The 23,494-nt window shown below is 67.3% G+C and carries 22 protein-coding genes; 11 read left to right on the top strand and 11 right to left on the bottom strand.

Annotated features, from left to right (window positions below; translation table 11 throughout):
• Nucleotides 1-6: 6 nt before the first annotated feature.
• On the bottom strand, nucleotides 7-471 hold the full coding sequence (locus ACZYZ7_RS19350) for an Lrp/AsnC family transcriptional regulator (RefSeq protein WP_167857760.1): 465 nt from the start codon (nucleotides 469-471) through the stop codon (nucleotides 7-9).
• A gap of 45 nt (nucleotides 472-516) precedes the next feature.
• Between ACZYZ7_RS19350 and amaB the strand changes: the two genes are divergently transcribed.
• Nucleotides 517-2,067 (top strand): L-piperidine-6-carboxylate dehydrogenase, encoded by a 1,551-nt coding sequence (gene amaB / locus ACZYZ7_RS19355; RefSeq protein ID WP_463741521.1) that lies wholly within the window; start codon nucleotides 517-519, stop codon nucleotides 2,065-2,067.
• 5 nt (nucleotides 2,068-2,072) lie between these two features.
• Here amaB and ACZYZ7_RS19360 read toward each other — a convergent pair whose 3' ends face one another.
• Genes ACZYZ7_RS19360 through ACZYZ7_RS19370 form a run of 3 tightly spaced genes read right to left on the bottom strand, consistent with a single transcriptional unit; the run spans nucleotide 2,073 to nucleotide 3,658 of the window.
• A complete protein-coding gene (locus tag ACZYZ7_RS19360; RefSeq protein WP_135453169.1) occupies nucleotides 2,073-2,351 on the bottom strand; it encodes a hypothetical protein in 279 nt (92 codons plus the stop codon).
• A 60-nt stretch (nucleotides 2,352-2,411) separates the two neighbouring features.
• Entirely contained in the window at nucleotides 2,412-3,128 is a 717-nt protein-coding gene (locus ACZYZ7_RS19365) for a Rieske (2Fe-2S) protein (protein ID WP_463741522.1), read from the bottom strand.
• The gene (locus ACZYZ7_RS19370) at nucleotides 3,125-3,658 is read right to left on the bottom strand and encodes an RNA polymerase sigma factor (RefSeq protein ID WP_135453167.1); all 534 of its coding nucleotides are present in this window, start codon (nucleotides 3,656-3,658) and stop codon (nucleotides 3,125-3,127) included. Before ACZYZ7_RS19370 ends, ACZYZ7_RS19365 begins: the two co-directional genes overlap by 4 nt.
• 175 nt (nucleotides 3,659-3,833) lie before the next feature.
• Here ACZYZ7_RS19370 and ACZYZ7_RS19375 point away from each other — a divergent pair, with 175 nt between their 5' ends.
• Genes ACZYZ7_RS19375 through ACZYZ7_RS19385 form a run of 3 tightly spaced genes read left to right on the top strand, consistent with a single transcriptional unit; the run spans nucleotide 3,834 to nucleotide 6,004 of the window.
• Entirely contained in the window at nucleotides 3,834-4,277 is a 444-nt protein-coding gene (locus tag ACZYZ7_RS19375; protein ID WP_135453166.1) for a cupredoxin domain-containing protein, read from the top strand.
• Entirely contained in the window at nucleotides 4,274-5,191 is a 918-nt protein-coding gene (locus ACZYZ7_RS19380; protein WP_450070317.1) for a metallophosphoesterase family protein, read from the top strand. The genes ACZYZ7_RS19375 and ACZYZ7_RS19380 overlap by 4 nt, the downstream gene beginning before the upstream one ends.
• A gap of 9 nt (nucleotides 5,192-5,200) precedes the next feature.
• A complete protein-coding gene (locus ACZYZ7_RS19385; RefSeq protein WP_450070318.1) occupies nucleotides 5,201-6,004 on the top strand; it encodes an SDR family NAD(P)-dependent oxidoreductase in 804 nt (267 codons plus the stop codon).
• On the opposite strand, the gene ACZYZ7_RS19390 is transcribed toward ACZYZ7_RS19385, so the two are convergent.
• Nucleotides 5,984-7,435 carry a lipase maturation factor family protein gene (locus ACZYZ7_RS19390; protein WP_463741523.1) on the bottom strand — a complete coding sequence of 484 codons (1,452 nt, stop codon included), beginning with the start codon at nucleotides 7,433-7,435 and terminating at the stop codon, nucleotides 5,984-5,986. The genes ACZYZ7_RS19385 and ACZYZ7_RS19390 overlap by 21 nt on opposite strands.
• Before the next feature lie 79 nt (nucleotides 7,436-7,514).
• A complete protein-coding gene (locus ACZYZ7_RS19395) occupies nucleotides 7,515-8,909 on the bottom strand; it encodes a cytochrome P450 (RefSeq protein ID WP_463741524.1) in 1,395 nt (464 codons plus the stop codon).
• A 99-nt stretch (nucleotides 8,910-9,008) separates the two neighbouring features.
• On the opposite strand from ACZYZ7_RS19395, the gene ACZYZ7_RS19400 reads away from it, so the two are divergent.
• The 4 genes from ACZYZ7_RS19400 to ACZYZ7_RS19415 all read left to right on the top strand — a co-directional run bounded on the left by ACZYZ7_RS19400 (nucleotide 9,009) and on the right by ACZYZ7_RS19415 (nucleotide 15,417).
• Entirely contained in the window at nucleotides 9,009-9,662 is a 654-nt protein-coding gene (locus ACZYZ7_RS19400; RefSeq protein WP_135453161.1) for a TetR/AcrR family transcriptional regulator, read from the top strand.
• Between the two features lie 36 nt (nucleotides 9,663-9,698).
• Nucleotides 9,699-14,216 (top strand): ATP-dependent helicase, encoded by a 4,518-nt coding sequence (locus tag ACZYZ7_RS19405; protein ID WP_450070321.1) that lies wholly within the window; start codon nucleotides 9,699-9,701, stop codon nucleotides 14,214-14,216.
• A gap of 96 nt (nucleotides 14,217-14,312) precedes the next feature.
• Nucleotides 14,313-14,723, top strand: coding sequence for a hypothetical protein (locus ACZYZ7_RS19410; protein WP_463741525.1), 411 nt, complete (start codon nucleotides 14,313-14,315; stop codon nucleotides 14,721-14,723).
• 46 nt (nucleotides 14,724-14,769) lie between these two features.
• Nucleotides 14,770-15,417: a GAD-like domain-containing protein gene (locus tag ACZYZ7_RS19415; RefSeq protein WP_463741526.1), complete on the top strand. Its 648-nt coding sequence runs from the start codon at nucleotides 14,770-14,772 to the stop codon at nucleotides 15,415-15,417.
• 83 nt (nucleotides 15,418-15,500) lie between these two features.
• Here the strand turns inward: ACZYZ7_RS19415 and ACZYZ7_RS19420 are convergent, their stop codons facing one another.
• Nucleotides 15,501-15,905, bottom strand: a complete 405-nt coding sequence (locus tag ACZYZ7_RS19420) for a TrmH family RNA methyltransferase (RefSeq protein ID WP_463741527.1) — start codon at nucleotides 15,903-15,905, stop codon at nucleotides 15,501-15,503.
• Between the two features lie 234 nt (nucleotides 15,906-16,139).
• Between ACZYZ7_RS19420 and nei2 the strand changes: the two genes are divergently transcribed.
• Together nei2 and ACZYZ7_RS19430 are read left to right on the top strand one after the other, a co-directional pair.
• On the top strand, nucleotides 16,140-16,892 hold the full coding sequence (gene nei2 / locus ACZYZ7_RS19425; RefSeq protein ID WP_463741528.1) for an endonuclease VIII Nei2: 753 nt from the start codon (nucleotides 16,140-16,142) through the stop codon (nucleotides 16,890-16,892).
• Between the two features lie 131 nt (nucleotides 16,893-17,023).
• The gene (locus ACZYZ7_RS19430) at nucleotides 17,024-18,553 is read left to right on the top strand and encodes an HNH endonuclease signature motif containing protein (protein WP_463741529.1); all 1,530 of its coding nucleotides are present in this window, start codon (nucleotides 17,024-17,026) and stop codon (nucleotides 18,551-18,553) included.
• A gap of 27 nt (nucleotides 18,554-18,580) precedes the next feature.
• Here ACZYZ7_RS19430 and ACZYZ7_RS19435 read toward each other — a convergent pair whose 3' ends face one another.
• Together ACZYZ7_RS19435 and ACZYZ7_RS19440 are read right to left on the bottom strand one after the other, a co-directional pair.
• Complete coding sequence (locus tag ACZYZ7_RS19435; RefSeq protein ID WP_463741530.1) at nucleotides 18,581-19,903, bottom strand: flavin monoamine oxidase family protein; 1,323 nt, start codon at nucleotides 19,901-19,903, stop codon at nucleotides 18,581-18,583.
• Between the two features lie 77 nt (nucleotides 19,904-19,980).
• Complete coding sequence (locus ACZYZ7_RS19440; protein WP_463741531.1) at nucleotides 19,981-20,601, bottom strand: TetR/AcrR family transcriptional regulator; 621 nt, start codon at nucleotides 20,599-20,601, stop codon at nucleotides 19,981-19,983.
• Between the two features lie 80 nt (nucleotides 20,602-20,681).
• Between ACZYZ7_RS19440 and ACZYZ7_RS19445 the strand changes: the two genes are divergently transcribed.
• Nucleotides 20,682-21,197, top strand: a complete 516-nt coding sequence (locus tag ACZYZ7_RS19445; RefSeq protein WP_450070328.1) for a GNAT family N-acetyltransferase — start codon at nucleotides 20,682-20,684, stop codon at nucleotides 21,195-21,197.
• On the opposite strand, the gene ACZYZ7_RS19450 is transcribed toward ACZYZ7_RS19445, so the two are convergent.
• Entirely contained in the window at nucleotides 21,187-22,323 is a 1,137-nt protein-coding gene (locus tag ACZYZ7_RS19450) for a fatty acid desaturase family protein (RefSeq protein WP_135453151.1), read from the bottom strand. The genes ACZYZ7_RS19445 and ACZYZ7_RS19450 overlap by 11 nt on opposite strands.
• A 28-nt stretch (nucleotides 22,324-22,351) precedes the next feature.
• Complete coding sequence (locus tag ACZYZ7_RS19455) at nucleotides 22,352-23,443, bottom strand: ferredoxin reductase (protein ID WP_463741532.1); 1,092 nt, start codon at nucleotides 23,441-23,443, stop codon at nucleotides 22,352-22,354.
• Nucleotides 23,444-23,494 lie beyond the last annotated feature (51 nt).

Raw genomic sequence — 23,494 nt, forward strand, 5'->3', positions numbered from 1 at the left:
GAACTGTTACGGAATGTAGTCTCTACCACTGTAAAATGTCTGCAAAATGATGGTGCTGCGCGTTCGGACGTTGGCCGCGGTCCTGATCCGCTGGAGCAGGTCCTCCAAGCCCCGGGCCGAGGCAACCCGGACCAGCAGGACGTAGCTCTCCTCGCCCGCCACCGAGTGGCACGATTCGATTTCGGGGATGTGCTGCAACCGCGCGGGTGCATCATCGGGTTGGGACGGATCGAGAGGAGTGATGGCGACGAACGCCGAGAGCATGTTGCCCAACGCCTCGGGGTTGAGTCGTGCGGCGTATCCGGTCACGACACCTCGCGACTCCAACCGGCGCACCCGCGCCTGCACCGCCGATACCGACAGCCCGGCCGCCGATGCCAGCTGCGCCAGCGTGGCCCTGCCGTCAGCGGCGAGCGCGCGGGCCAGGGTCCGGTCGGTGTCGTCCAGCACGTATTCGTCGGCTTCACCCATGGCCCGCACTGTATCCGGCACCGCAGCGAACCAGAAAGGCACACGATGACCACCACCGAACGGACCGATCTCCCTACCGCAGAGGAGCTGCGCCGGCGGGTGCGCCAGGCCTTGGAGGCTGTCGGTGCGCGGGCGGAACTCGGCGAGCCGACATCCCCGGGACCCGGCCTGCATGCCAGCACACCGATCAGCGGCGATGTGTTGTTCACCCTGTCCAAGGACAGTCCTGAACAGGTCGATTCCGCGATCGCCGATGCCGCACAAGCTTTTTCGACCTGGCGCACGACCCCGGCACCGGTGCGCGGTGCATTGGTGGCACGCCTGGGCGAGCTGCTCGTCGAACACAAGTCAGATCTGGCGACTCTGGTGACGGTGGAGGCGGGCAAGATCACCTCCGAGGCACTTGGCGAGGTGCAGGAGATGATCGACATCTGCCAGTTCGCCGTCGGCCTCTCCCGCCAGTTGTACGGCCGCACCATCGCGTCCGAACGTCCCGGACACCGGCTGATGGAGACCTGGCATCCGCTGGGCGTCGTCGGCGTGATCACCGCGTTCAACTTCCCGGTGGCGGTGTGGGCGTGGAACACCGCGGTCGCGCTGGTCTGCGGCGACACCGTGGTCTGGAAACCCTCGGAGCTGACCCCGCTCACCGCGATCGCCTGCCAGGCCCTGATCGAAAGAGCTGCGACCGATGTCGGTGCGCCCGCGGCGGTGAGCCGGCTCATCCTGGGCGGGCGCGAGTTGGGTGAGCGACTGGTCGACGATCCACGGGTCGCCCTGGTCAGCGCCACGGGCTCGGTGCGGATGGGCCAGCAGGTCGGACCAAGGGTCGCCGCCCGGTTCGGCAAGGTACTGCTCGAACTCGGCGGCAACAACGCCGCGATCGTGACCCCCTCGGCCGATCTGGACCTCGCGGTGCGGGCCATCGTATTCTCCGCCGCGGGCACCGCCGGGCAACGGTGCACGACGCTGCGCCGGTTGATCGTGCACTCCTCTGTCGCCGACGACCTGGTGTCCCGGATCGTCTCGGCCTATCAGAGCCTGCCCATCGGTGACCCGAGCGTGGACGGAACCCTGGTCGGTCCGCTCATTCACACCCGCGCCTACCGGGACATGGTCGGGGCGCTGGAGGAGGCCCGTGCCGACGGCGGCGAGGTGTTCGGCGGTGAGCGTCACGACCTCGGCGACGAGGGTGCGTTCTATGCCGCCCCCGCGGTGGTCCGGATGCCCGCGCAGACCGCGGTCGTGCACACCGAGACCTTCGCCCCGATCCTCTACGTGCTGACCTACGACGACATCGACGATGCGATCTCGCTGAACAACGCGGTACCGCAGGGTCTTTCATCGGCGATCTTCACCACCGACGTGCGCGAAGCCGAGCGGTTCATGGCAGCCGACGGATCCGACTGCGGGATCGCCAACGTCAACATCGGGACGTCCGGCGCCGAGATCGGCGGCGCGTTCGGCGGTGAGAAACACACCGGCGGAGGCCGCGAGTCCGGGTCGGATGCGTGGAAGGCGTACATGCGCCGCGCGACCAACACGGTCAACTACTCCTCGGAGCTGCCGCTGGCCCAGGGCGTGCACTTCGGGTAGGCGGCTCAGCCTTCTTGCTCGCACTCGACGTCGACGTACACGGTGGTGAACTGCAGCGCGCTGGTACGCGACGCGGGCACCCCGTGCACATCGGTCACCGTGCATTGTGACAGCGGAACTCCGTTGTCCCCGTTGATCTGCACGGCATAGCCGGCCGCGGTCAGCTCTCGCACCACATCGGGGGCTTTGGTGCCGCCGGTGGGTGCTGCCGACGCCGGGCCGGCCGGCACAGCGGCGCTGACGAGCCCCGCTGCCACCGCAATTGCCCATATCGATCTGTTCATCTGGTGGACCTCCCGCATCCGTAGGTTTCACCTATCGATATGCGCGGTGGTTACACCGGCTCAGGCCGGCCGGGCCGGTGGTTGCGGCGCCAGCACCTCGACATTCCCGTCCCGTTCCCGGACTTCGAAGTGCGGCAGGGGCTTCGGCGCGATCGGAAGTTGATGCGTGAGCACCTGGCCGGCGGGCGAGAAGGACGTCACGTGGCACGGGCAGCGCAGACTGTCGGCGGAGTTGTCGAACCACAGCTTGCAACCCTGGTGGGTGCACACCCCGGACACCGCCTCCACGTTGCCGCCCGCTACCCGGCGCACGAATCCCGACACCGTCGATAGGTCGAACGGCAACACCGACCCCTCCACCAGGTCAGCGCTTTTCGCCACCGGCAACCATGCACCTTCACTGGGCACCAGTTCGGATCCGGCCTGTTCGGAACCCGGCGACGCACCCCGGCCGGTCATCACGTGCTCGATCGAGACGACCGCCACCGCTGCGGTCGCCGCCGCAGCGGTGCCGACGATCACCTGCCGCCGCGTCGCCGACGGACCCTGGCGGGTCGGGCCCGGTTCATCCGGCTGCTCCGGGGAAAACTGTTGGGCGATACGGTCCTTGAGGTCGTCCACGAACTCGGGCCGAGGCTCGTCGGCATCGGGCTGGGCGGCCCGCAGCTCGATTGCCGTGCGGATCTGGGCGGCGTCGAAATCGTCGGCAGGGAAGGATCCCGGTCGTCGCCCGGCGAGTAGATCGTCGACGTATTTGCGTACCCCGCGCCTGGTCACCGTGACTCTCCCTCGTTGATCTGAGCGGCCAATCGCAACGCCCGGTGCTGCAACACCTTCGCATTGGCGACGCTTACTCCCATGTCATTCGCCGACTCCCGCACCGAACGGCCCTGCAGAAAACGTAGTTCCAGCACCCGGCGGTACTGCGGCGGCAGTTGCCCCAGCACTGCGGCCACGCGCTGCGGCGCGGTACTGGTCTCGCCGTCCGGGCCCGGGTCAGGCGCGGCCACATCGTCGTCGATGACGGTGATCTCGCGTCCCATGGTGGCCCGCCAATGCGCCGCGAGCACGGTGCGGGCGGTGGCACGCAGATACGACCGGACCTCGGCCACGCTCGCCGAGAGCCGCAGCGGCCGAAGCGCAGCCAGGAACACCTCGGAGGTGAGGTCCTCGGCGTCGGAGCGGCTGCCGAGCCGCGCGTAGAGCAGCCGGTACACCCACGTCACGTTGTCGTCGTAGACGGCTTCCCAGCTGGGGTAACACCCCTCGGGCACGATCCTCAGCTCGGGGCGGTCACGTCGGACCATCACCGGCCACCCACCTTTCGTCGCGCGGAGTCCGACACAGGGCTCCGCACACCTAGATAGGGCGGGCGGTTACACGCGAACGCCGTTCGCACCCCATCAGCATCCACCCGTGTAACCCGGTGCGCTATCTCCTGGTGACCGGTTTGCACCGCTTTGAGAGACAACGGAGGTCCCGATGGTCCGACGATTCCCGACATCTGCCGTTATCGCCGCCCTGGTGGCGACGGCGTCCGCGTGCTCGAGCACGCCGCCCACAGCACCGCCGACCGTGGACTTCGGCGGTGGCACATCGGTCGGCATGGCCCCGATGCACGAAATGGCGCCGATGAGCCCGGCAGCACCGATGAGCACAGCTCCCGCCCCGGTCGCCGGCACCGCGGTGAGCATCGACAACTTCGCATTCGCCCCCGCCACCCTGACGGTCCACCGCGGCGACACGGTGACGTGGACCAACCACGATGAGGAACCGCACACCGTCGCCGCCGGGGACGGTTCCTTCCGCTCCCCCGGCATGGGCGCCAACGCCACCTTCAGCTTCACCTTCACCAATCCGGGCAGCTATGACTACATCTGCTCGATCCATCCCGTCATGCACGGCACCGTGGTGGTGACACCATGACCGATCCCCACACCATGACGCGGCGCCAGCTCATCCGGCACGGCGCCTGGTTCGGTGCCGCGGTCGGTCTCGTCGTGGTCGGTGGCGAGGTCGTCTCTCACGCGGCCACCTCGCACACCGCCGGCGTCGCGGGGCCGACGGTGCGTTTCGCTCAGATCTCAGACAGCCACATCGGATTCACCGGCGCGGCCAACACCGATGTGGCCGGGTCATTCGGCCGGGCCATCGCGCAGATCAACTCGCTGGATTACACACCGGATTTCGTGATCCACACCGGCGATCTCACCCACCTGTCCACTCCCGCCCAGTTCGACCAGGTCAAGCAGATGATGCAGGGACTCAACACACCGCACGTCTTCACCGTGCCGGGTGAACACGACTCCGTCGACGATGCGGGCCAGAAGTACCGGTCGGTGTTCGGCGCAGGCACCCGCGGCGACGGTTGGTACAGCTTCGACATCGCCGGGGTGCATGTCATCGGACTGGTCAACACGCTGAATCTGAAGAAGCTCGGACACCTCGGTGCCGATCAGCTCGACTTCATCGAGAAGGACGTTGCCCCGTTGTCCTCGGACACCCCGATCGTGGTGTTCAGCCACATGCCGTTGTTCGCGATGTACCCGGATTGGGGCTGGGGTACCGACGACTCCGCCCAGGCCCTGAGCCACCTGCGCCGGTTCTCCTCGGTCACCTGCCTCAACGGGCATGTCCACCAGCTGTTCTCGAAAACCGAGGGCAATGTGACGTTCTACAGCGGCACCACCACGGCCTATCCGCTGCCGCATCCCGGCGACGGGCCGGCACCGAAACCGGTGACCCTTCCGGCCGGCCGCCTGCACGATGTCCTGGGGATCCGGGAAGTCAGCTACACCAGGGGCACCTCGGCTCTGGCTCTCAAGGAGGATCGGCTGTAAGCAGGAGGCATGCAGATTGAGAACTCGGTCGCGGTCATCACCGGCGCCGGATCAGGCATCGGCCGCGCACTGGCCGAATCGTTCGCCGCGGAAGGCGCCCGCGTGGTGGCCGCCGACCTCAATCAGGAGTCGGCCGAACAGACCGCCGCGCAGATCCGTTCCGGGGGCGGGCAGGCGCTGGGAGTCCGGGCCGACGCCGGTGTCACAGCCGACATCGAGGCGCTGACCGCCACCGAGTTCGGCCCCGTCGACATCTACGTCGCCAACGCCGGAATCATCGGCGCGCCGGGTCTCGGCACCGACGAGGATTGGGATTCGATCCTGGACGTCAACCTGCGCTCCCACGTCCGAGCTGCGCAAGTGCTTGTCCCGCAATGGCGGTCGCGCGGCGGCGGGTACTTCGTGTCGGTCGCCTCGGCCGCCGGTCTGCTGTCCCAGATCGGCGCGGCCGGATACGCCGTCACCAAGCACGCCGCGGTCGGATTCGCCGAATGGCTGGCCATCACGTACGGCGATGACGGCATCGGGGTCAGCTGTGTATGCCCGTTGGGGGTCGCCACCCCGCTGCTCGACGCGGTGCGCGCTTCGGCGGATCCGGATTCCGCGGCCGGCGCGGCGTCGATCGTGCAGTCCGGCGACGTGATCAGTGCCCATGATGTCGCGGCGGCCACCGTGGCGGCGGTGCGGTCGGACACCTTTCTGGTGCTCCCCCACCCGCAGGTGCTCGACATGTACCGCCACAAGGGCTCCGACTACGACCGGTGGATCGCGGGGATGCGCCGTTACCAGCGGTCACTGCGCGCCGGCCGATGAGCGCCCGGCAGAAGGCAAGGTTTGCGGCGGGACATACACGCCCAGCGAGATGCGGTGCCACCAGACGTGGTCGCGGCGCAGTTCGGTCCAGGTGCTGAACTCGTACCGGTACAGCCTGGCCCGGACATAGCGCGGCGGTTCGTCGGGGAATGGGTTGCACCGCAGCAGCTTCAGCGTGTCTCGGTCATTCTCCAGGAGCCGGGTCAGCAGCATGCGCAGCCAGCCGTGGGCATATGCCGGCGAGATGGCAGCGAACCACATCAGCCAGTCCAGCCGCAGATGGTACGGCGCGAACTGGCGGGGCCACCGACGGACATCGCCTGGCTTGCCCTTGAATTCGTACTCCTTCCAGACGGTGTGATCCGTCAAACGCGGGTCCGAGGTGCCCTCCAACACCACCTCATCGCGGGTGCGGCCGACGGTGCCGAACGCCCCGTAGGAGTTCACCAGGTGATAGTGGTTGTAGGAGGCGTTCATCCGCTGCCGTTTGGAGACGAGGTTGCGTGCGGGCCAGTAGCTGAGAGCTGCCACCGCGACCGCGAACCCGACCACCACGACGACGAACCATGTTGGGGTTGGTCCGAATTGGTGTTCGGAGACCGGGAATACCACCGCGGCAGTGGAATCCGAGAGCGCGCTGAACGCCAGGACGATGGTGACCCAGTTGAGCCAGGCGAAGTTGCCCGATGCCACCAGCCACAGTTGGGTGATGACCACGACGATCGCCGCCCCGCTGGCCACGGGCTGCGGGGCGAACAAGGCGAACGGCACGACGAGTTGGGCGAAGTGGTTGCCGGCCACCTCGATTCGGTGCAGCGGCTTGGGCAGGTGGTGGAAGAACCAGCTCAGCGGCCCGGGCATGGGCTGTGTCTCGTGGTGGTAGTACAGGCAGGTCAGGTTGCGCCAGCACGGGTCACCGCGCAGCTTGATCAGTCCCGCACCGAACTCGACGCGGAACAGCAGCCAGCGGGCCAGCCATATCACCAGAAGCGGGGGCCCGACGTCGTCGTTGCCCAGGAACATCACCAGGAACCCGGCTTCGAGCAGAAGGGATTCCCACCCGAACGAGTACCACGTCTGCCCGACGTTGACGATCGACAGGTACAGCACCCACAGCAGTAGCCAGGCGAGCATCGCGGCCCACAGCGGCACCAGATCTCCGGCGCCGGCCACCAGTGCCGCCGAAAGCACCGCGCCGGTTGCGCACACCGCGGCGAAGAAGCGGTCCGAGTAGTGGAACTGGAACAGGCTCGGGGCGCGCCGGAACGAATTGGCGGCCAGAAAACGGGGTATCGGGAGCAGCCCCCGCGCACCGAGGAGCCCGCGGAACTGCCGGGCCGCCACGATGAACGCGATCAGGTAGATCGCGGCGGTCCCCCGCTGCAACACCTGTCTGGCCAACCAATATTCGTCTGCGTTGAACCATTCCATACGCGGACCTGCCGACGTTGCGGGTCTATCCACGATGACGGTACCCCGATTCGGGGCGATTCACGCCTCGTACGGCGAGCTAGCGCCGTCGCAGACCCAGCCGGAAATTGGACGGCATCATGGTCAGGCGCTCCTGTACCTGCAGCGTGTAGTCCGGATCAGCCGTCAGGTCATAGCGCCGGATCAGCACCGCCAGCATCAGAACCGCCTCGTGCAGTGCGAATTGCCTTCCGATGCATGATCTTTCACCGGTGCCGAACGGCTTGTACAGGCCGGCGGGCCGGGCCCGCATCTGTTCCGGTGTGAACCGGTCCGGATCGAATGCGTCCGGGTCGGGGCCCCAGCGGGGGTCGCGGTGCAGGGTCGAGGTCAGCGCCAGCGCCCAATCCCCCTCGCGCATCGGGTGGATTCCGGCGAGCACGGTGTCGTGGCGAGCGGCGCGGTAGTACGCCGGCACCGTCGGCTGTAATCGCAGCGATTCGTCGAGAACCCGCCGGACATACCGTAGTTTGGCGATCTTCTCGAACTCCGGTCGCGCTTCATCGCCCCACACCTCGTCCACCTCGGTGCGGGCGCGGGCGAACACCTCCGGATGTTGCGACAGGAAATACAGCGCGAATGACAATGCGCCAGATGTGGTCTCGTGCCCGGCGATCAGAAAATTGATCAGCTGATAGCGGATGTTCGCAGCGTCGAGGTCGGACCCCAGCATGATCTGCAGCAGGTCGTCGTGGCTGCCCGACTGCTGCGCGCGCCGGCCGGCGACGATGTCGTCGGCCAACTCATGCAGGTACTTCGCATCGCTGCGGACCCGGCGCTCGTAGCGCCGGTAGGCGAAGGCGGGGAGGAAGGTTTCGCGGAGCACCCCGAGGCGGTCAGCCGCCAGAAGCGCGGACACCATGTGCGCGACGAACGGGTGCATCGCGTCGTCCTGGAAGCATCCGAACGAATATCCGGCCGCACACCGCCCGATCGTCTCCAACGTCACCCTGGTGGTGTCGGCCGAGACATCGACGGTGTCGCCCTCGGCGGCCCGCTGATCCCAGCGGTCGGTCAGCTGCCCGGCAACGTCGAACATCACGCCGTGGTAGCGGCGCATCGCGACCTGGCTGAATGCCGGCATCAGGAGCTGATGGGCCTTGTACCAGTTCGGTTCGTCGTTGTACGCGGTGAACAGCCCGTCGCCGCCGACGATCCGCAGTGCCTCGATGTCGGGTCCCACATGCTTGCAGAACCGGGCCTCGTCGTTGAGGTCGGCGACCGCGTCGGCACCGGTGACGACCACGTAGCGGGCACCCAGGAACCGGAATTCGCAGATCGGCCCCAGCTCGGCCATCCCCATCGCGTTCTGCATCGACGAGTCGGGCTGCAGTCCGAGCACGTCGCCGAGCAGCGGCACCCGTCGCGGCGGGTGGGGCAGTCTCGGATACTTCGCCCCCGCAGAAGGTGAGGTCCGCACACCCGAGACGGTCATGCCACCAGGATTCCGCCCTTGTTGTACATGTGTCAAGTAAGGAGGCGCGAGGAAGTCGCTTCGCCGGGGATGAGCGGCCCTGCAAGTTAAGCTGCAGACGTGGGTGCCGAGTCGAGACGCCGGCTGTCCCCCGCCGACAGACGCAACGAGCTGCTGGCGCTGGGAGCCGAAGTGTTCGGCCAACGACCGTACGACGAGGTCCGCATCGACGAGATCGCCGAACGCGCCGGGGTGTCCCGGGCCCTGATGTACCACTACTTCCCCGACAAGCGGGCCTTCTTCGCCGCCGTGGTGCAGGCCGAGGGCGAGCGCCTGTTCGAGGCCACCAGTACCCCTCCCGAGCCTGGCCAGAGCCTGTTCGGCCAGCTGCGCGCCGGCGTGCTTGCCTACCTGCGCTATGACGAGGAGCATCCGCACGGTGCGTGGGCGGCGTACATGGGCCTGGGCCGCACCGACCCCGTGCTGCGCGGCGTCGACGACGTCGACAACGACCGGCAGGCCGACCGGATCATGGGCCGGATCGGCGACGCGGTGTCCGAACCGCTGGACGCCAAGGTCGAGCGCGACCTGCGGGCCACCGTGTACGGCTGGCTGGCACTGACCTTCGAGATGTGCCGGCAACGGCTCAAGGATCCGTCGATCGACGCGGGCTTCGTCGCCGACAGTTGTGCGCACGCCCTGCTCGATGCGATCGGCCGAGTGCCCGGACTGCCCGCCGAACTGCTCTGCGCTGCCGCCCCTGAACACCGCTGACGCCCACTTGTCGGTACCGCGCGGCAGTATGGCTAGGTGGCCACCACGCCGGTCGATCCGCTGGCCCGGTTCAGTGCACTGACCCGGGAGTGGTTCACGGCTGCCTTCCCGGCGCCGACGGCCGCTCAGGCACAGGCGTGGTCCGCCATCGCCGAGGGCCACAACACCCTGGTCATCGCCCCCACCGGCTCGGGCAAGACCCTCGCCGCGTTCCTGTGGGCCATCGACGAGTTGGCCCGGACCCACGCCGACCCGCGGTCGGGCACGACGGTGCTGTACGTGTCACCGCTCAAGGCGCTGGCCGTCGACGTCGAGCGGAACCTGCGCACCCCGCTGACCGGGATCACGCGGGTCGCCGAGCGCCACGGAGTGCCCGCCCCGTCGATCAGCGTCGGGGTCCGTTCCGGGGACACCACGCCCAGTCAACGCCGCGCGATGCTGAGCAAGCCGCCAGACATCCTGATCACCACCCCGGAGTCACTGTTCCTGATGCTGACCTCGGCGGCCCGCGAGACGCTGGCATCGGTGCGGACCGTGATCGTCGACGAGGTTCACGCCGTAGCCGCCACCAAACGCGGTGCGCACCTGGCACTCTCACTGGAACGGCTGGATCAGCTTCTCGACAAGCCGGCCCAGCGGATCGGATTGTCGGCGACGGTGCGGCCGCCCGAGGAGGTGGCCCGGTTCCTGTCCGGGCAGGCGCCCACCACCATCGTGGCCCCGCCTGCCGCGAAGACCTTCGACCTCTCGGTCCAGGTTCCGGTTCCGGACATGGCCAACCTCGACAACAACAGCATCTGGCCCGATGTAGAGGAGCGCATCGTGGACCTGATCGAGGCGCACAAGTCCTCGATCGTGTTCGCCAATTCCCGCCGGCTGGCCGAGCGGCTGACCTCACGGCTCAACGAGATTCATGCCGAACGTGCCGGAATCGAGCTCTCGCTGGACCGTAACCCGCAGGTCGGCGGCGGCGCCCCGGCTCAGCTCATGGCCAGCGGCCAGGCGAACGGCGCGCCGCCACTGCTGGCCCGGGCGCACCACGGTTCGGTCAGCAAGGAGCAGCGGGCCCAGGTCGAGGACGATCTCAAAAGCGGTCGGCTGCGCGCCGTGGTCGCCACCTCCAGCCTGGAGTTGGGCATCGACATGGGTGCCGTCGATCTGGTGATCCAGGTCGAGTCACCGCCGTCGGTGGCCAGTGGGCTGCAACGCATCGGACGTGCCGGGCATCAGGTCGGCGAGATCTCCCAGGGCGTGCTGTTCCCCAAGCACCGGACCGATCTGATCGGCTGTGCGGTGACGGTGCAGCGCATGCGCTCCGGTGACATCGAGACGATGCATGTCCCGGCCAATCCGCTCGACGTGCTGGCCCAGCACACGGTGGCCGTCGCCGCCCTGGAGCCGGTGGATGCCGACGCCTGGTTCGACGCGGTCCGGCGCAGCGCACCGTTCGCCACGTTGCCGCGCAGCGCCTTCGAGGCCACCCTCGACCTGCTGTCCGGGAAGTATCCGTCCACCGAGTTCGCCGAGCTGCGGCCGCGGCTCGTGTACGACCGCGACCACGGAACGCTCACCGCCCGCCCGGGCGCGCAGCGCCTGGCCGTCACCTCCGGCGGGGCCATCCCCGACCGCGGACTGTTCACCGTCTACCTGGCCACCGATTCCGAAAAACCGTCCCGGGTAGGCGAACTCGACGAGGAGATGGTTTACGAGTCACGCCCGGGTGATGTCATCTCCCTTGGCGCCACCAGTTGGCGGATCACGGAGATCACCCACGATCGGGTGCTGGTCATCCCGGCGCCGGGCCAGCCCGCCCGGTTGCCGTTCTGGCGCGGCGACAGCGTGGGCCGACCCGCCGAGCTGGGCGCGGCCGTCGGGGCGTTCACCGGCGAGCTCGCCGCACTGGGCCGCGCTGAGTTCGATGAGCGCTGCCAGGCAATGGGTTTCGCCGGATTCGCCACCGACAACCTGTATCAGCTGCTGCACGATCAGCGGGAGGCCACCGGTGTGGTCCCCAGCGACAGCACCTTCGTGGTGGAGCGCTTCCGGGACGAGCTCGGTGACTGGCGGGTGATCCTCCATTCCCCGTACGGGCTGCGGGTCCACGGACCACTCGCCCTCGCGGTGGGCCGACGGCTGCGGGAACGCTACGGCATCGACGAGAAGCCGACCGCCTCCGACGACGGCATCATCGTGCGACTGCCCGACAGCGGCGAAAACCCTCCGGGCGCAGACCTGTTCGTGTTCGATGCCGACGAGGTCGAGCCCATCGTCACCGCGGAGGTGGGCGGCTCGGCATTGTTCGCGTCCCGGTTCCGTGAGTGCGCCGCCCGTGCCCTGCTGCTGCCACGCCGGCACCCGGGCAAACGTTCCCCGCTATGGCATCAACGGCAGCGCGCCGCACAACTGCTCGACATCGCCCGCAAGTACCCGGACTTCCCGATCGTGCTGGAAACAGTGCGGGAGTGCCTGCAGGACGTCTACGACGTGCCCGCCCTGACCGAGCTGATGCGGCGGGTGGCGCAGCGTCGGGTGCGGGTGGTCGAGGTCGAAACCGCCACCCCGTCACCGTTCGCCGCATCGCTGCTGTTCGGCTATGTGGGCGCGTTCATGTACGAGGGCGACAGCCCACTGGCCGAGCGGCGGGCCGCGGCGCTGGCACTGGACACCGTGCTGCTGTCCGAATTGCTGGGGCGCGTCGAATTGCGCGAACTGCTGGACCCGGCGGTGGTCGCGTCGACGTCCGCGCAACTGCAACACCTGACCGAGGAGCGCGCGGCGCGCGACGCCGAGGCGGTGGCAGATCTGCTGAGGATGCTCGGTCCGCTCACCGAGGTCGAGATCGCCGCGCGCGCCACCACCGACACGATCGGCGGCTGGCTCGACGGGCTGCACGCCGCCAAGCGTGCGCTGCCGGTGACCTATGGCGGCCAGACCTGGTGGGCGGCGGTCGAAGACATCGGCCTGTTGCGCGACGGGGTCGGCGCGCCGGTGCCGGTCGGGGTGCCCGCGGCATTCACCGAATCCGTCGACGACCCGCTCGGGGATCTGATCGGCCGCTATGCCCGCACCCACGGGCCGTTCACCACCACCGAGGTGGCCGCCCGGTTCGGGTTGGGCCTGCGGGTGACCGCAGATGTGTTGGGTCGCATGGCTGTCGACGGCCGGCTGGTGCGCGGTGAATTCGTCGACGATCTCCCCGGCGATCAGTGGTGCGACGCCGAAGTACTGAGGATCCTGCGCCGCCGTTCCCTGGCCGCGCTGCGCGCTCAGGTCGAACCGGTCAGCACCGCGGCCTACGGTCGCTTCCTGCCGGCCTGGCAACACGTCGGATCGAGCCACAGCGCGGGGATCGACGGGCTGGCCGCGGTGATCGAACAGCTGGCCGGCGTTCCCGTTCCCGCATCGGCGGTGGAGTCGCTCGTCTTCGGTCAACGGGTCCGCGATTATCAACCGGCCATGCTCGACGAGCTGCTCGCTTCCGGTGAGGTGATGTGGTCGGGCGCCGGGCAGATCGGCGGCAGCGACGGCTGGGTGACATTCCATCTTGCCGAGACCGCGCCGTTGACGCTGCCGGTGCCCGCCGAGATCGAGTTCACCGATACCCACCGGGCGATCATGGAGACGCTCGGGCGCGGCGGGGCGTACTTCTTCCGGCAACTCACCGATACTGCCGGCGAATCTGAGCTGAAAACCGCTCTGTGGGAACTGATCTGGGCCGGATGGGTCACCGGGGACACGTTCGCGCCGGTGCGCGCCATGCTGACGGGTCCTCGGCGGTCCGGGACGCCGGCGCACCGCCAGCGCCAGCGCCCGCCCCGGCTCAGCCGCTACAGCGTGGCGCGCCCGCACACCCGGGCGGCCGATCCGATGGTGTCCGGCCGGTGGTCGGCATTGCCTGGCGCAGAACCGGATTCGACGGTACGGGCGCACTTCCAGGCCGAGCTGCTGCTCAACCGGCACGGAGTGCTGACCAAAGGGGCGGCAGCGGCCGAGGGGGTGCCCGGCGGGTTCGCCACCCTGTACAAGGTGTTGAGCGCGTTCGAGGACGCCGGCCGCTGCCAGCGGGGCTACTTCGTGGAGTCGTTGGGCGGGGCACAGTTCGCGGCAGCCTCGACAGTCGACCGGCTGCGGTCCTATCTCGACGGGGTCGATCCACAGCGACCCGAGTTCCACGCCGTCGTTCTCGCGGCGACGGATCCGGCCAATCCCTACGGAGCGGCACTGGCCTGGCCGGAACGCGGCGGCGACGACACGCACCGGCCCGGCCGCAAAGCCGGAGCCCTGGTCGCGCTGGTCGACGGGCAATTGGTGTGGTTCCTGGAGCGCGGTGGCCGGACCCTGCTCAGCTTCACCTCGGACGCCGATACGCAGCGGGCCGCGGCGGGGGCTCTGGCGGAACTCGTGAGCACCGGGCGCATGCCGTCGTTATTGGTGGAGCGGATCAACGGGGTCGCGGTGCTCGATCCCGGCGTCGACGCGGACCGTGCCGCCGTGCAGGACGCGCTGACCGGGGCCGGATTTTCCCGCACCCCGCGCGGTTTGCGGCTGCGATGATCGGATGAGTTCTTACAAGTCACAGTAAGAATGACTGGTCGATCGGGGGCGCGCCGTGACCGCAGAGGTCTGATCGGCACCGGGATACTGAGCGGTATGAACGAGCCGGCCGAACAGGTGCAGCCAACGCTCGGTAACGACGTTGCGCACTACGAGGTGCGTCGACTCCCCCGCGGTGTCCGGATCGCCGACATCACTGTCTGTGTGTTGCTGTTCGTAGTCCAGGCCGGGTTGGGTTTCGTCGCGCTGATGAGCTTCATGGTTTTCCCGATGAGCATCGACAACTGCGCCTACGTGGAATGCGGCGATGAGAAGTGGATCAACTTCGCGATGTGGACCGCGCTCGCGACGATGGTGCCGGCTGGGCTGTTTTTCTGTGTCGGCGTCATTCAGCTGGCCCGCAACCGAATTGGGTTCTGGTGGCCGCTGATCGGCATTCTCGCCCAGGGGGCCATCCTGGGGGCCGCGTGGCGCATGGCATCGCTCGCGGGCCCCATCGCTGGCTAACCGAGACCGGCTGCAGGCCTAGACGCGCTTGATGGGAGGTGACGGCATGCCCGACGAATTCTTCGAGTGTTTCCTCGAAGAGCTTCCGTTCTCGATCCCTGGTCCCCCGTGCACTGACGAGCACGTGCGCGCCTACACCGGGCTAGTCCCGGACTGCCTGATCTCCTACTGGCAGGAGTTCGGGTTCTCCGGATTCGGCAACGGGACGGCCTGGTTGGTGGATCCGGTCGAATGGAGGGTCACCACCGAACAGGTCCTCCTCGATAAGGTTCAGCACCCGCGGCTGGGCACGTACGCGCAGTACATTCCTTTCATCCGAAGCGCTTTCGGGAAGGTGTGGTTCTGGACGCCCGGGTACGGCATATCGCTCATTGTTGATCCGGTACGTGGAGTTCTGTTCCTCAAACCGCCGGCCAGAGATCTGACGCCGGGTGGATTCGAGCGCTCGCTGCACGCTTTCTTCACCGCATCTGGGATGGAGCGGTTCGAGTTCTACGACCGCAACGAAGCGCCTACGTTCGAACGGGTCTACCAGCATCTCGGCGCCCTGCGGTTCGATGAGCTGTACGGATTCGCGCCGGGTCTGCTGATCGGTGGCGCCGCAATTGTGGAGGCCACCCACCTGTTCCAGATTCATGTACACATTGCGCTTCTGCGGTCAGTCATCGGCGACGACTGGTACGTGGTGGCATGACCGGCCCGTACGAGGTTGTTGACGCTGAGGCGGCGTCGGGGTTCGCCCGCACGCCGCGTGGTCAGTGGCTGCGGTGAACCGCCTCACAGGAGGCCGGCGACCTTGTACAGCACGAGCGATCCCGCAACAGCGACGTTGAGACTGTGACCGGTGCCCACCATTGGAATCTCGACCGCCAGGTCGAGCAGTTCCATTGCTTCGGCAGGCATACCGGTGCCCTCGTTGCCGAGAACCAACACCGTGCGCGTGCGCGCCGCGGGCAGATCCGCCAGCCGGATCGCCTCGTCGGCGAGTTCGACACCGATGATGTGCGACCGCTCCCGTTGCTTCTCCAGCCAGCCGACGACGTCGCCGTAGATCCAGTGGACGCATGACCTGTGCCGCAGAGTGTTTCCCTTGCGTAGAGCCTCGGAAGCCCACGGCAGGCGTGGTACGGCCAGACATGCACCCACGGCGTCGCACGTGCGGAGCAACGTGCCCAGATTCACGCCGTGCTTGGGCCAGAGTGGCGCGACGATGATGTGGTTCCAGCACTGGTGACGGCCAGAGCGCCGCTGCCGGTGGATCTCTTTACGGGTTCGAATGCGAGGCGCCGGGTGCGGCGCCTCCGCGCCGCTCACTGGAGGGCGGGAACGCCCCTCCCGCCGGGTCGAGAATTGATCATCGGCCGATTATGCCATCGAGCGACCGTCAACTTCCATGACAACTGGTTCAATGAAAACATGCCAGAGGGAGATACCGTCTTCCACACCGCCACGGCACTGCGCACCGCTCTGGCGGGAAAATCCTTGACGCGATGCGACATTCGCGTTCCACGCTACGCCACCGTCGATCTCACCGGGCACGTGGTCGACGAGGTGCTCAGCCGCGGTAAGCACTTGTTCATCCGAGTTGGTCCGGCCAGCATCCACTCCCATCTGAAGATGGAGGGCAGTTGGCGCATCGGGTGGTCCAAAGGTGCGGCCCACCGGATTCGGATCGTGCTGGAGACCGCCGACAGTCGGGCCACCGGGATCGACCTCGGCGTTCTCGAAGTGCTCGACCGCGACACCGATATGGCAGCGGTAGCCCACCTCGGTCCGGACCTGCTCGGCCCTGACTGGGAGCCACGGACCGCGGCTGCCAATCTGGCTACCGATCCCGAGCGTCCGTTGGCGCAGGCCCTGCTCGATCAGCGGGTGATGGCCGGCGTCGGCAACGTCTACTGCAACGAACTGTGTTTCGTCTTCGGCCGGCTGCCGACCTCACCCGTCAGCACGCTGACCGACCCGTTGCGCGTCGTGCAACGCGCCCGGGACATGCTGTGGCTCAACCGGTCCCGATGGAATCGCACAACGACCGGGGACACGCGGCCCGGCCGACAATTGTGGGTCTACGGCCGCGCCGGTGAGCCCTGCCGCCGATGCGGGACCTTGATCGAGACCGACGCCGGCACCGAGCGGGTGACGTACTGGTGCCCAACCTGCCAATCCTGAATTCTCTCGTGGGGCAGGGTCATTGACGCACTGCGCGTTGACGAGGAACGGCCCGGTTCGAGCCTCACCCGGACCCGAACTCGTACCCGAAAACAGAGTCAATGTCGGTCACGCATGGCATAATCGAACGCATGTTCGAGACCGATTCCGATGCGGAGCTGATCGACAGGATCAGTGGTGCGGCGCGGGCGGAGTCGGTGGCGATCGCGGGCCGGTTGGCGGCGATCGGGGCGTTGGACTCCCTGCGGGAACAGGAGCTGGCCGAGTCCATTTTGTGGCGGACTGATCCGTTCGAAGAAGTGGCCGCGGAGGTGTCGGCGGCGTTGCGGATCAGCCGGGGGCGGGCCGGTACCCAGGTTCACCATGCCCGGGTGTTGCGGGACAAGCTGCCGTTGGTGGCGGCACGGTTCGCTGTCGGGGATATCGACTATCGGGTGGTGTGCACCATCATTGCCCGCACCGGCATCGTCGACCCAGCAGTCTGGGCCGGGCTGGATGCCGAACTGGCGGCGCGGGCACACAGATGGATGCGGTTCTCGCAGCGGCAGTTGCGGGACCGGGTGGATCAGTGGATCGCCAAACTCGACCCGAATGGGGTGCGGGTGCCCCCGGATGTGGCTGAGGAACGGTTCGTGCAGATCGAGCCGGGCAGCCCCGGGATGGCATCGGTGTGGGCCAACCTGGATGCCGCCGAAGGGACAGCGTTGGATCAACGCCTCAACGCCCTGGCGGCGACGGTGTGTGAGCATGATCCGCGGACCCGTGAGCAGCGTCGCGCGGATGCGGTGGGGCCGTTGGCCCGGTTGGAATCCCAACTGGCCTGCCGGTGTGGTCGTGACGAGTGCCCCGCGGCGCGGAAGCGTGCGGCCGCCGATGCGGCGGTGGTTCATGTGCTGGCCGATCGGGCCACCGTCGATGGCAGCTCGGATGATCCGGGATATCTACCGGGGCATGGGATCCTGCCCGCCGAGTCGGTGCGTGACCTGGCCGCCACGGCGAGGATCAAGCCGCTGCACGTGCCTGCCGAACCCGCCAAGCCCAGCGAACCGGTAGAGGCCGCCGGGCCAACCGAACCCGGCGAGGCCGCCGAGCCCGCCTCCGAGCCCGAGCCACCCCAACCCACCGACTCCGATGGGTCTGAGCCCGGGTATCGCCCTTCGGTCGCGCTCTCGGAGTTCATCCGCTGGCGAGACCTGACGTGTCGCTTCCCCGGCTGCGATGCCCCCGTCGAGCGCTGCGACATCGACCACACGATGCCCTACCCGCTGGGCCCGACGCATCCGTCCAACAACAAGCTCTACTGCCGCGCCCACCACCTGGTCAAGACCTTCTGCGCCGGGTGGTCGGACCGTCAATTCCCCGATGGCACCGTCGAATTCACCACACCCACCGGGCACACCTACACCACTGAACCCCACGGCGCCAGCATGTTCCCCACCCTGGCCCAACCCACCGGGGAACTGAACCTCCCCGAACCCCCGGCCCACCACCCGAACCGGGGCGCGATGATGCCCACCCGCCGCCAAACCCGCGAACAAGACCGCCGAGACCGCATCAACGCCGAACGACGCCTACGCGCCGAACTCAACAACGACCTCGAAATCGAACGCCAATACCAAGCCTGGCTCGCCGAAGAATACGGACCACCCCCACCCTTCTGAACGGCGTTTCGCTGGGGCATTCAGCCTCTAGTCCGCTGCCACACTCAGCGCCTGGGCGACCTCCTGCGCCACGCGGAGGCCGGATTCGATCGCGCCTTCGATGTAACCCGGGTGATCGCCAGCGGTTTCGGTTCCCGCCCAGTGGATGCCGCCGACGGGCGTGGAGGGCAACGGGAGAAGCCCCTCCAGGGTGCCCGCAATGGGTAGGACCATGTAGCCACCGCCGACGTATTCATCGGTATGCCATGACTTCTCATGCCAGCTGACCGGCTCAAGCACCTCCGGCCCGATGTGGCCGATCAGCGGGTCCAGCACAGCCCTGCGCCGCTCCTCGATGGAGAGGCCATCGAGCTGACGCGCCGCAGGTCCACCGATGAGCACACACAGGTGGCCCGGCCCATCCGGCGGGCTGGTGTCGAAGACACCGCTGCCCGGTCCGTCGAGGACGATCAGCTCGCCGCCCTTGCGCTGCCTCCAGAACGGCCGGTCGTACACCGCGATGGCCTTGTAGACCGATCCCATATAGGTGCAGTCCGCGACCCGGGCCCGCTCCGGCGGCAGCGGTGGTTGATGGGCGATGGATCCAGCCATGGGCGCCGGAACGGTGACGATGGCTTTGGCGGCCCGGAAGTCGCCCGCGGTCGTTCCGACGGTCACGCCGGAGTTGTCGCGACGGATCGATACGACCTTATGCCCCAAGCGGATCCGGGAGCCCAGGTCGACAGCCAAACCGTCGGCGAGTCCTTTCATACCTTCGACGAGCAACGAGTCTTGCGCGCCCCCTTTGGTCGACAACATGGTGCGCACACCGCCCTGCTGGCGGATCATCCGCATCATCGCGTAGACCGAGTGTCGGTCCAGGTCTGCCGTCCAGGACACCGCGGCAATCACTTCCAGCAGCCGGCGTGCGGTACGGCCCGGCGCCCGGCGCAGCCACGACTCGACCGTCGTGTCGTTCCAGCGTTGTGGCACCCCGGTACGGGACAGCACTTCGAGGCCGGCAAGAACCACCATGGCGGCGAGAACCGGTGGTGCGACCGCCGACAACCGGCGCGAGCGGTCGATCAGGCCCGGCATCGGACCCGTGTGCATCCGATACCGGGTGAGTCCGAGCTCGTCGGCCAACGCCATGAGACGACGGTGATCGTGGCCGATCCACTGACCACCGAGGTCAACCGTCGATCCCAGCGCGGTGGTCTCGCTCATCGTCCGTCCGCCGAGCCGGTCGGCCGCTTCCAGCACGACCACGTCGATGCCGCGGCGATGAAGCTCGCGGGCCGCAGTCAGCCCCGCCATACCTGCGCCGACCACGACCACCGTGGCGTCCCTCGCGCTGCCCTGCGCCGTCATGAGACCTCCAGGTTCTAAGTCGGTCAACCGTCCGACTTTTAAGCACGGGACTGACCAGGGGCAACAGCCGTCGACGGCTAGCTGCGCATACCCGCCACTGGCTGGGGGTCTGCGAGCGCCACGAGCATCTGGATCGCGCGCTCGAGGTCGCTGCGCGCGCGACGGCCGTCTCGGCACGCGATGTACTGGATGATCAGCCCGTCGAGCATCCCGAGTGCCAACCGGCCCAGGGTGGCGAAATCGACGGCGCACCGCTCGCCGGCGGCGTTCGCCGCCTGCTCACAGAACTCGGTCACCAGTGCGGTGTAGCGGTCGTACTGCAGCTGGGCCAATCCCCCCGATCCCTCGCTGCGCACGGAGTACATCGCCAGCTCGTACTGCATGACCTGCACACCGACATCGCCTTCAACCAAGGCGTCCCAGAACGCCATGACGCCGTGACGCATCGCGTGCGCCAGACCCTGGTCGAGCTGCAGGCTGTCATGCACGGTGGCGACGACATCGTCGATGACCGCGGCGATGACGGCGCGCAGCATCTGATCCTTGGACGGGAACACGTAATGCAACGTGCCCAACGGGATGCCCGCCTCGGCCGCGACGGCACGCAGCGTCGTACCCGGTACGCCGACTTCACTGAGCACGCGGATCGCCGCCGCGACGATCTGTTCGTGACGCTCGGCTGCCTTGACGTAGGCCATCGGAATCCCTTCCTCAACTGAGCGACAGCTTAGGAGAAAGTCAGACAACCGACCGGGTCAACGCCCCTTAGGCTGAAAACATGATCAACGCCGTCGTCCGCCCTACGTCACCGGATGACCTTGACGCGATCAGCGTCATCTACGCCCACCATGTCGAGACCGGGGTGGCCACGTTCGAACTGATCCCACCGCACCGCGAGGAGTGGGAACGTCGGGTGGCGACGGCCCGGATGAGTGAATTGCCGTTCCTCACCGCGATACTCGACGACGAGATCGTGGGCTATGCCTACTGCTCACCGTGGAAGCTGCGCCCGGCCTATCAGCACACCGTGGAGAATTCGATCTATCTCACGCCGCAGTGCGCCGGTCGTGGGATCGGAACGCTACTGCTGCAAGGACTTCTGGACGGCTGCACCGCGGCAGGTATCCGTGAGGTCATCGCCGTGGTGGTCGACACCGACGAGGCAGCGGCATCCATTGCCCTGCACCGCAAGCACGGTTTCACCGAGGCCGGGCGACTGCGCGCGGTCGGCTATAAGCACGGACGATGGCTGGACACGGTGCTGCTGCAGTGCAGCCTGGCGGTCAGCAGTTGACGAGTTCCGGCTCACAGATCGGCCGCGAAGCCGGTTCCGGTGCAGGCTCTTTAGCGGCCGGCTCGGGATCCTTGGGCTTGCTGCCCCACGGGAACGCCAGCCGCACGATCTTGCGCACCACCGAGGCGAACTGCGTGTGGATCGGGCCGGTGTTGTAGGGCAGACCGTAGCGCTGGCAAATCTCCTTGACCTCACCGGAGATTTCGGCGTAGCGGTGCGCCGGGATATCCGGGAACAGGTGGTGTTCGATCTGGAACGACAGGTTGCCGCTGAAGATGTGGAACCACTTGCCGCCGGTCAGGTTTGCCGAACCCAGCAGCTGGCGGAAGTACCACTGGCCGCGCGTCTCGTCCTGGGTCTCCTCGATGGTGAACTCGTGAGTGCCCTCCGGGAAGTGCCCGCAGAAGATGATCGTGTAGGACCACACGTTGCGCATCAGATTGGCAGTCATGTTGCCCGCGAACACGAATGGCGCAAACGGGCCCGCCAGTAGCGGGAAGGCCACATAGTCCTTGACGGTCTGCTTGCGCACCTTGTCCCACATCTCGCGCAGCATGTCCTTCTTGTCCCGCAGCTTGATCTCACCGGTGCGGATCCGCTCGGTCTCCAGTTCGTGCAGAGCCACGCCGTACTGGAAGAACACCATCAGCAGGAATGCGTACAGCGGGTTGCCCAGGTAGTACGGGCTCCATCTCTGGTCCTCGCTCATCCGCAGGACGCCGTAGCCGATGTCGCGGTCCATGTCGACGATGTTGGTGTAGGTGTGGTGCATGTAGTTGTGGGAGTGCCGCCACTGATTGGACGGGCAGGCCGAATCCCATTCGAAGTTCTGGCCGCGCAACGCCGGATCGCCCATCCAGTCGTACTGACCGTGCATGACGTTGTGGCCGATCTCCATGTTGTCGAGGATCTTCGACAGCCCGAGCATCACCGTGCCGACCGGCCAGGCCGGCGGTAGGAACAGCAGCGCACGGCCACCGATCTCGAGCTTGCGCTGCATCTTGATGATGTCGCGGATGTAGGTGGCGTCGCGCTCACCGAGATCGGCAATTGCCTTTTCACGGATGGCGTCGAGTTCGGCGCCGAAGGTTTCGAACTGCTCGGGGGTCAGGGTGTAGTGGGTCATGTCTGTGCCTTTCGGAGGTCGATAGGTCTCAGAGGTCGATGACGACGTCGCCGACGGGTGCGGTGACGCAGATTTCGATGTCTTCGCAGTCGGCGCTGGAGATCGCGCCGGTGATCAGGTTGCGGACGACGCCGCTGGTCTTGAATCGGGTGCAGGTGTGGCAGATGCCCATCCGGCAGCCGCTTTCCGGCGCGAGTCCGGCGGCCTCGGCCTGCACCAGCAGCGGTTGACCGTCGTCGGTCACCTCCACGTTGCTGTTGGCGAACCGGACGGTGCCTCCGGTGGATCCCGTCGGCACGGCGAACACGGGTGGGACGAAGCTCTCCGACTGCGCGTCGGGACGCACCTCCCGCACCGCGTCGACCAATGCCTGCGGGCCACAGGCGAATACCGCGTCCGGCTGGGCGCCGGGGAAGGCCGCGGCGAGGTGCGCGGGACCGAAGTACCCGTCGAGGTCGCCGACGGCCCCGTCGCGGGTGTAACCGTGCAGCACCCGGACGCCGGCCGAACGCATGGCCGCCAGCTCAGAGCGGTAGCAGGCCTCGTCGGCGCCGCGTGCGTAGTGCAGGAACACGACCTCCCCGGTGAACGCCTGTGCACGCAATGTGCGCAGCATGGACAGCACCGGGGTGATGCCACTGCCGCCGGAGACGAAGAGGATGCGCTGCGGCAGTGCCTCGGGCAGGACGAAATCTCCGCCGACCGAGTCGAGGCCCAGCACCATGTCCGGGTAGGCGTGGTCACACAGGTAGGTCGACACCAGCCCGCCGTCGTGGCGGCCGATGGTCAACTCGAGGTGGCCCGCCCCTTCGGCATTGGCCGGCGAGTAGCACCGGGTACGGCGCCGGCCGTTGATCTCGACGGAGAGGTTGATGTGCTGACCGGCTCGAAATCCGGCGAAGGCCGCGTTCGGTTCCAGGGTCAGCGTGACACTGCGCGGTGTCTGGCGCCGCACCGCCACCACCTTGGCCCGGGCGTCGCCGCGGGTCCATGTCGGCTCGACCAGCTCGGTGTAGCGGTCGACCCCGTGGGGGCCGGTAAGCAGGTTCGCGAGAGCACTCATTCGCGGGCCGGCCAGTAGCCGTCGGCCAACACCTTCAGCCAAAGTTTGAGTGAACATGTGTACACAGTGCGCGTGCACACATGACTCTGTCAACGATAAAAACCCAGC

This window comes from Mycobacterium sp. IDUB_17, assembly GCF_055419465.1.

Excerpts from the sequence above, each read along its gene's own strand:
- ACZYZ7_RS19350 (WP_167857760.1), bottom strand. The coding sequence starts at position 471 with ATGGGTGAAGCCGACGAATACGTGCTGGACGACACCGACCGGACCCTG.
- amaB (WP_463741521.1), top strand. The coding sequence starts at position 517 with ATGACCACCACCGAACGGACCGATCTCCCTACCGCAGAGGAGCTGCGC.
- ACZYZ7_RS19360 (WP_135453169.1), bottom strand. The coding sequence starts at position 2,351 with ATGAACAGATCGATATGGGCAATTGCGGTGGCAGCGGGGCTCGTCAGC.
- ACZYZ7_RS19370 (WP_135453167.1), bottom strand. The coding sequence starts at position 3,658 with ATGGTCCGACGTGACCGCCCCGAGCTGAGGATCGTGCCCGAGGGGTGT.
- ACZYZ7_RS19375 (WP_135453166.1), top strand. The coding sequence starts at position 3,834 with ATGGTCCGACGATTCCCGACATCTGCCGTTATCGCCGCCCTGGTGGCG.
- ACZYZ7_RS19380 (WP_450070317.1), top strand. The coding sequence starts at position 4,274 with ATGACCGATCCCCACACCATGACGCGGCGCCAGCTCATCCGGCACGGC.
- ACZYZ7_RS19385 (WP_450070318.1), top strand. The coding sequence starts at position 5,201 with ATGCAGATTGAGAACTCGGTCGCGGTCATCACCGGCGCCGGATCAGGC.
- ACZYZ7_RS19390 (WP_463741523.1), bottom strand. The coding sequence starts at position 7,435 with ATGGAATGGTTCAACGCAGACGAATATTGGTTGGCCAGACAGGTGTTG.
- ACZYZ7_RS19395 (WP_463741524.1), bottom strand. The coding sequence starts at position 8,909 with ATGACCGTCTCGGGTGTGCGGACCTCACCTTCTGCGGGGGCGAAGTAT.
- ACZYZ7_RS19410 (WP_463741525.1), top strand. The coding sequence starts at position 14,313 with ATGAACGAGCCGGCCGAACAGGTGCAGCCAACGCTCGGTAACGACGTT.
- ACZYZ7_RS19415 (WP_463741526.1), top strand. The coding sequence starts at position 14,770 with ATGCCCGACGAATTCTTCGAGTGTTTCCTCGAAGAGCTTCCGTTCTCG.
- nei2 (WP_463741528.1), top strand. The coding sequence starts at position 16,140 with ATGCCAGAGGGAGATACCGTCTTCCACACCGCCACGGCACTGCGCACC.
- ACZYZ7_RS19430 (WP_463741529.1), top strand. The coding sequence starts at position 17,024 with ATGTTCGAGACCGATTCCGATGCGGAGCTGATCGACAGGATCAGTGGT.
- ACZYZ7_RS19435 (WP_463741530.1), bottom strand. The coding sequence starts at position 19,903 with ATGACGGCGCAGGGCAGCGCGAGGGACGCCACGGTGGTCGTGGTCGGC.
- ACZYZ7_RS19440 (WP_463741531.1), bottom strand. The coding sequence starts at position 20,601 with ATGGCCTACGTCAAGGCAGCCGAGCGTCACGAACAGATCGTCGCGGCG.
- ACZYZ7_RS19445 (WP_450070328.1), top strand. The coding sequence starts at position 20,682 with ATGATCAACGCCGTCGTCCGCCCTACGTCACCGGATGACCTTGACGCG.
- ACZYZ7_RS19450 (WP_135453151.1), bottom strand. The coding sequence starts at position 22,323 with ATGACCCACTACACCCTGACCCCCGAGCAGTTCGAAACCTTCGGCGCC.
- ACZYZ7_RS19455 (WP_463741532.1), bottom strand. The coding sequence starts at position 23,443 with ATGTTCACTCAAACTTTGGCTGAAGGTGTTGGCCGACGGCTACTGGCC.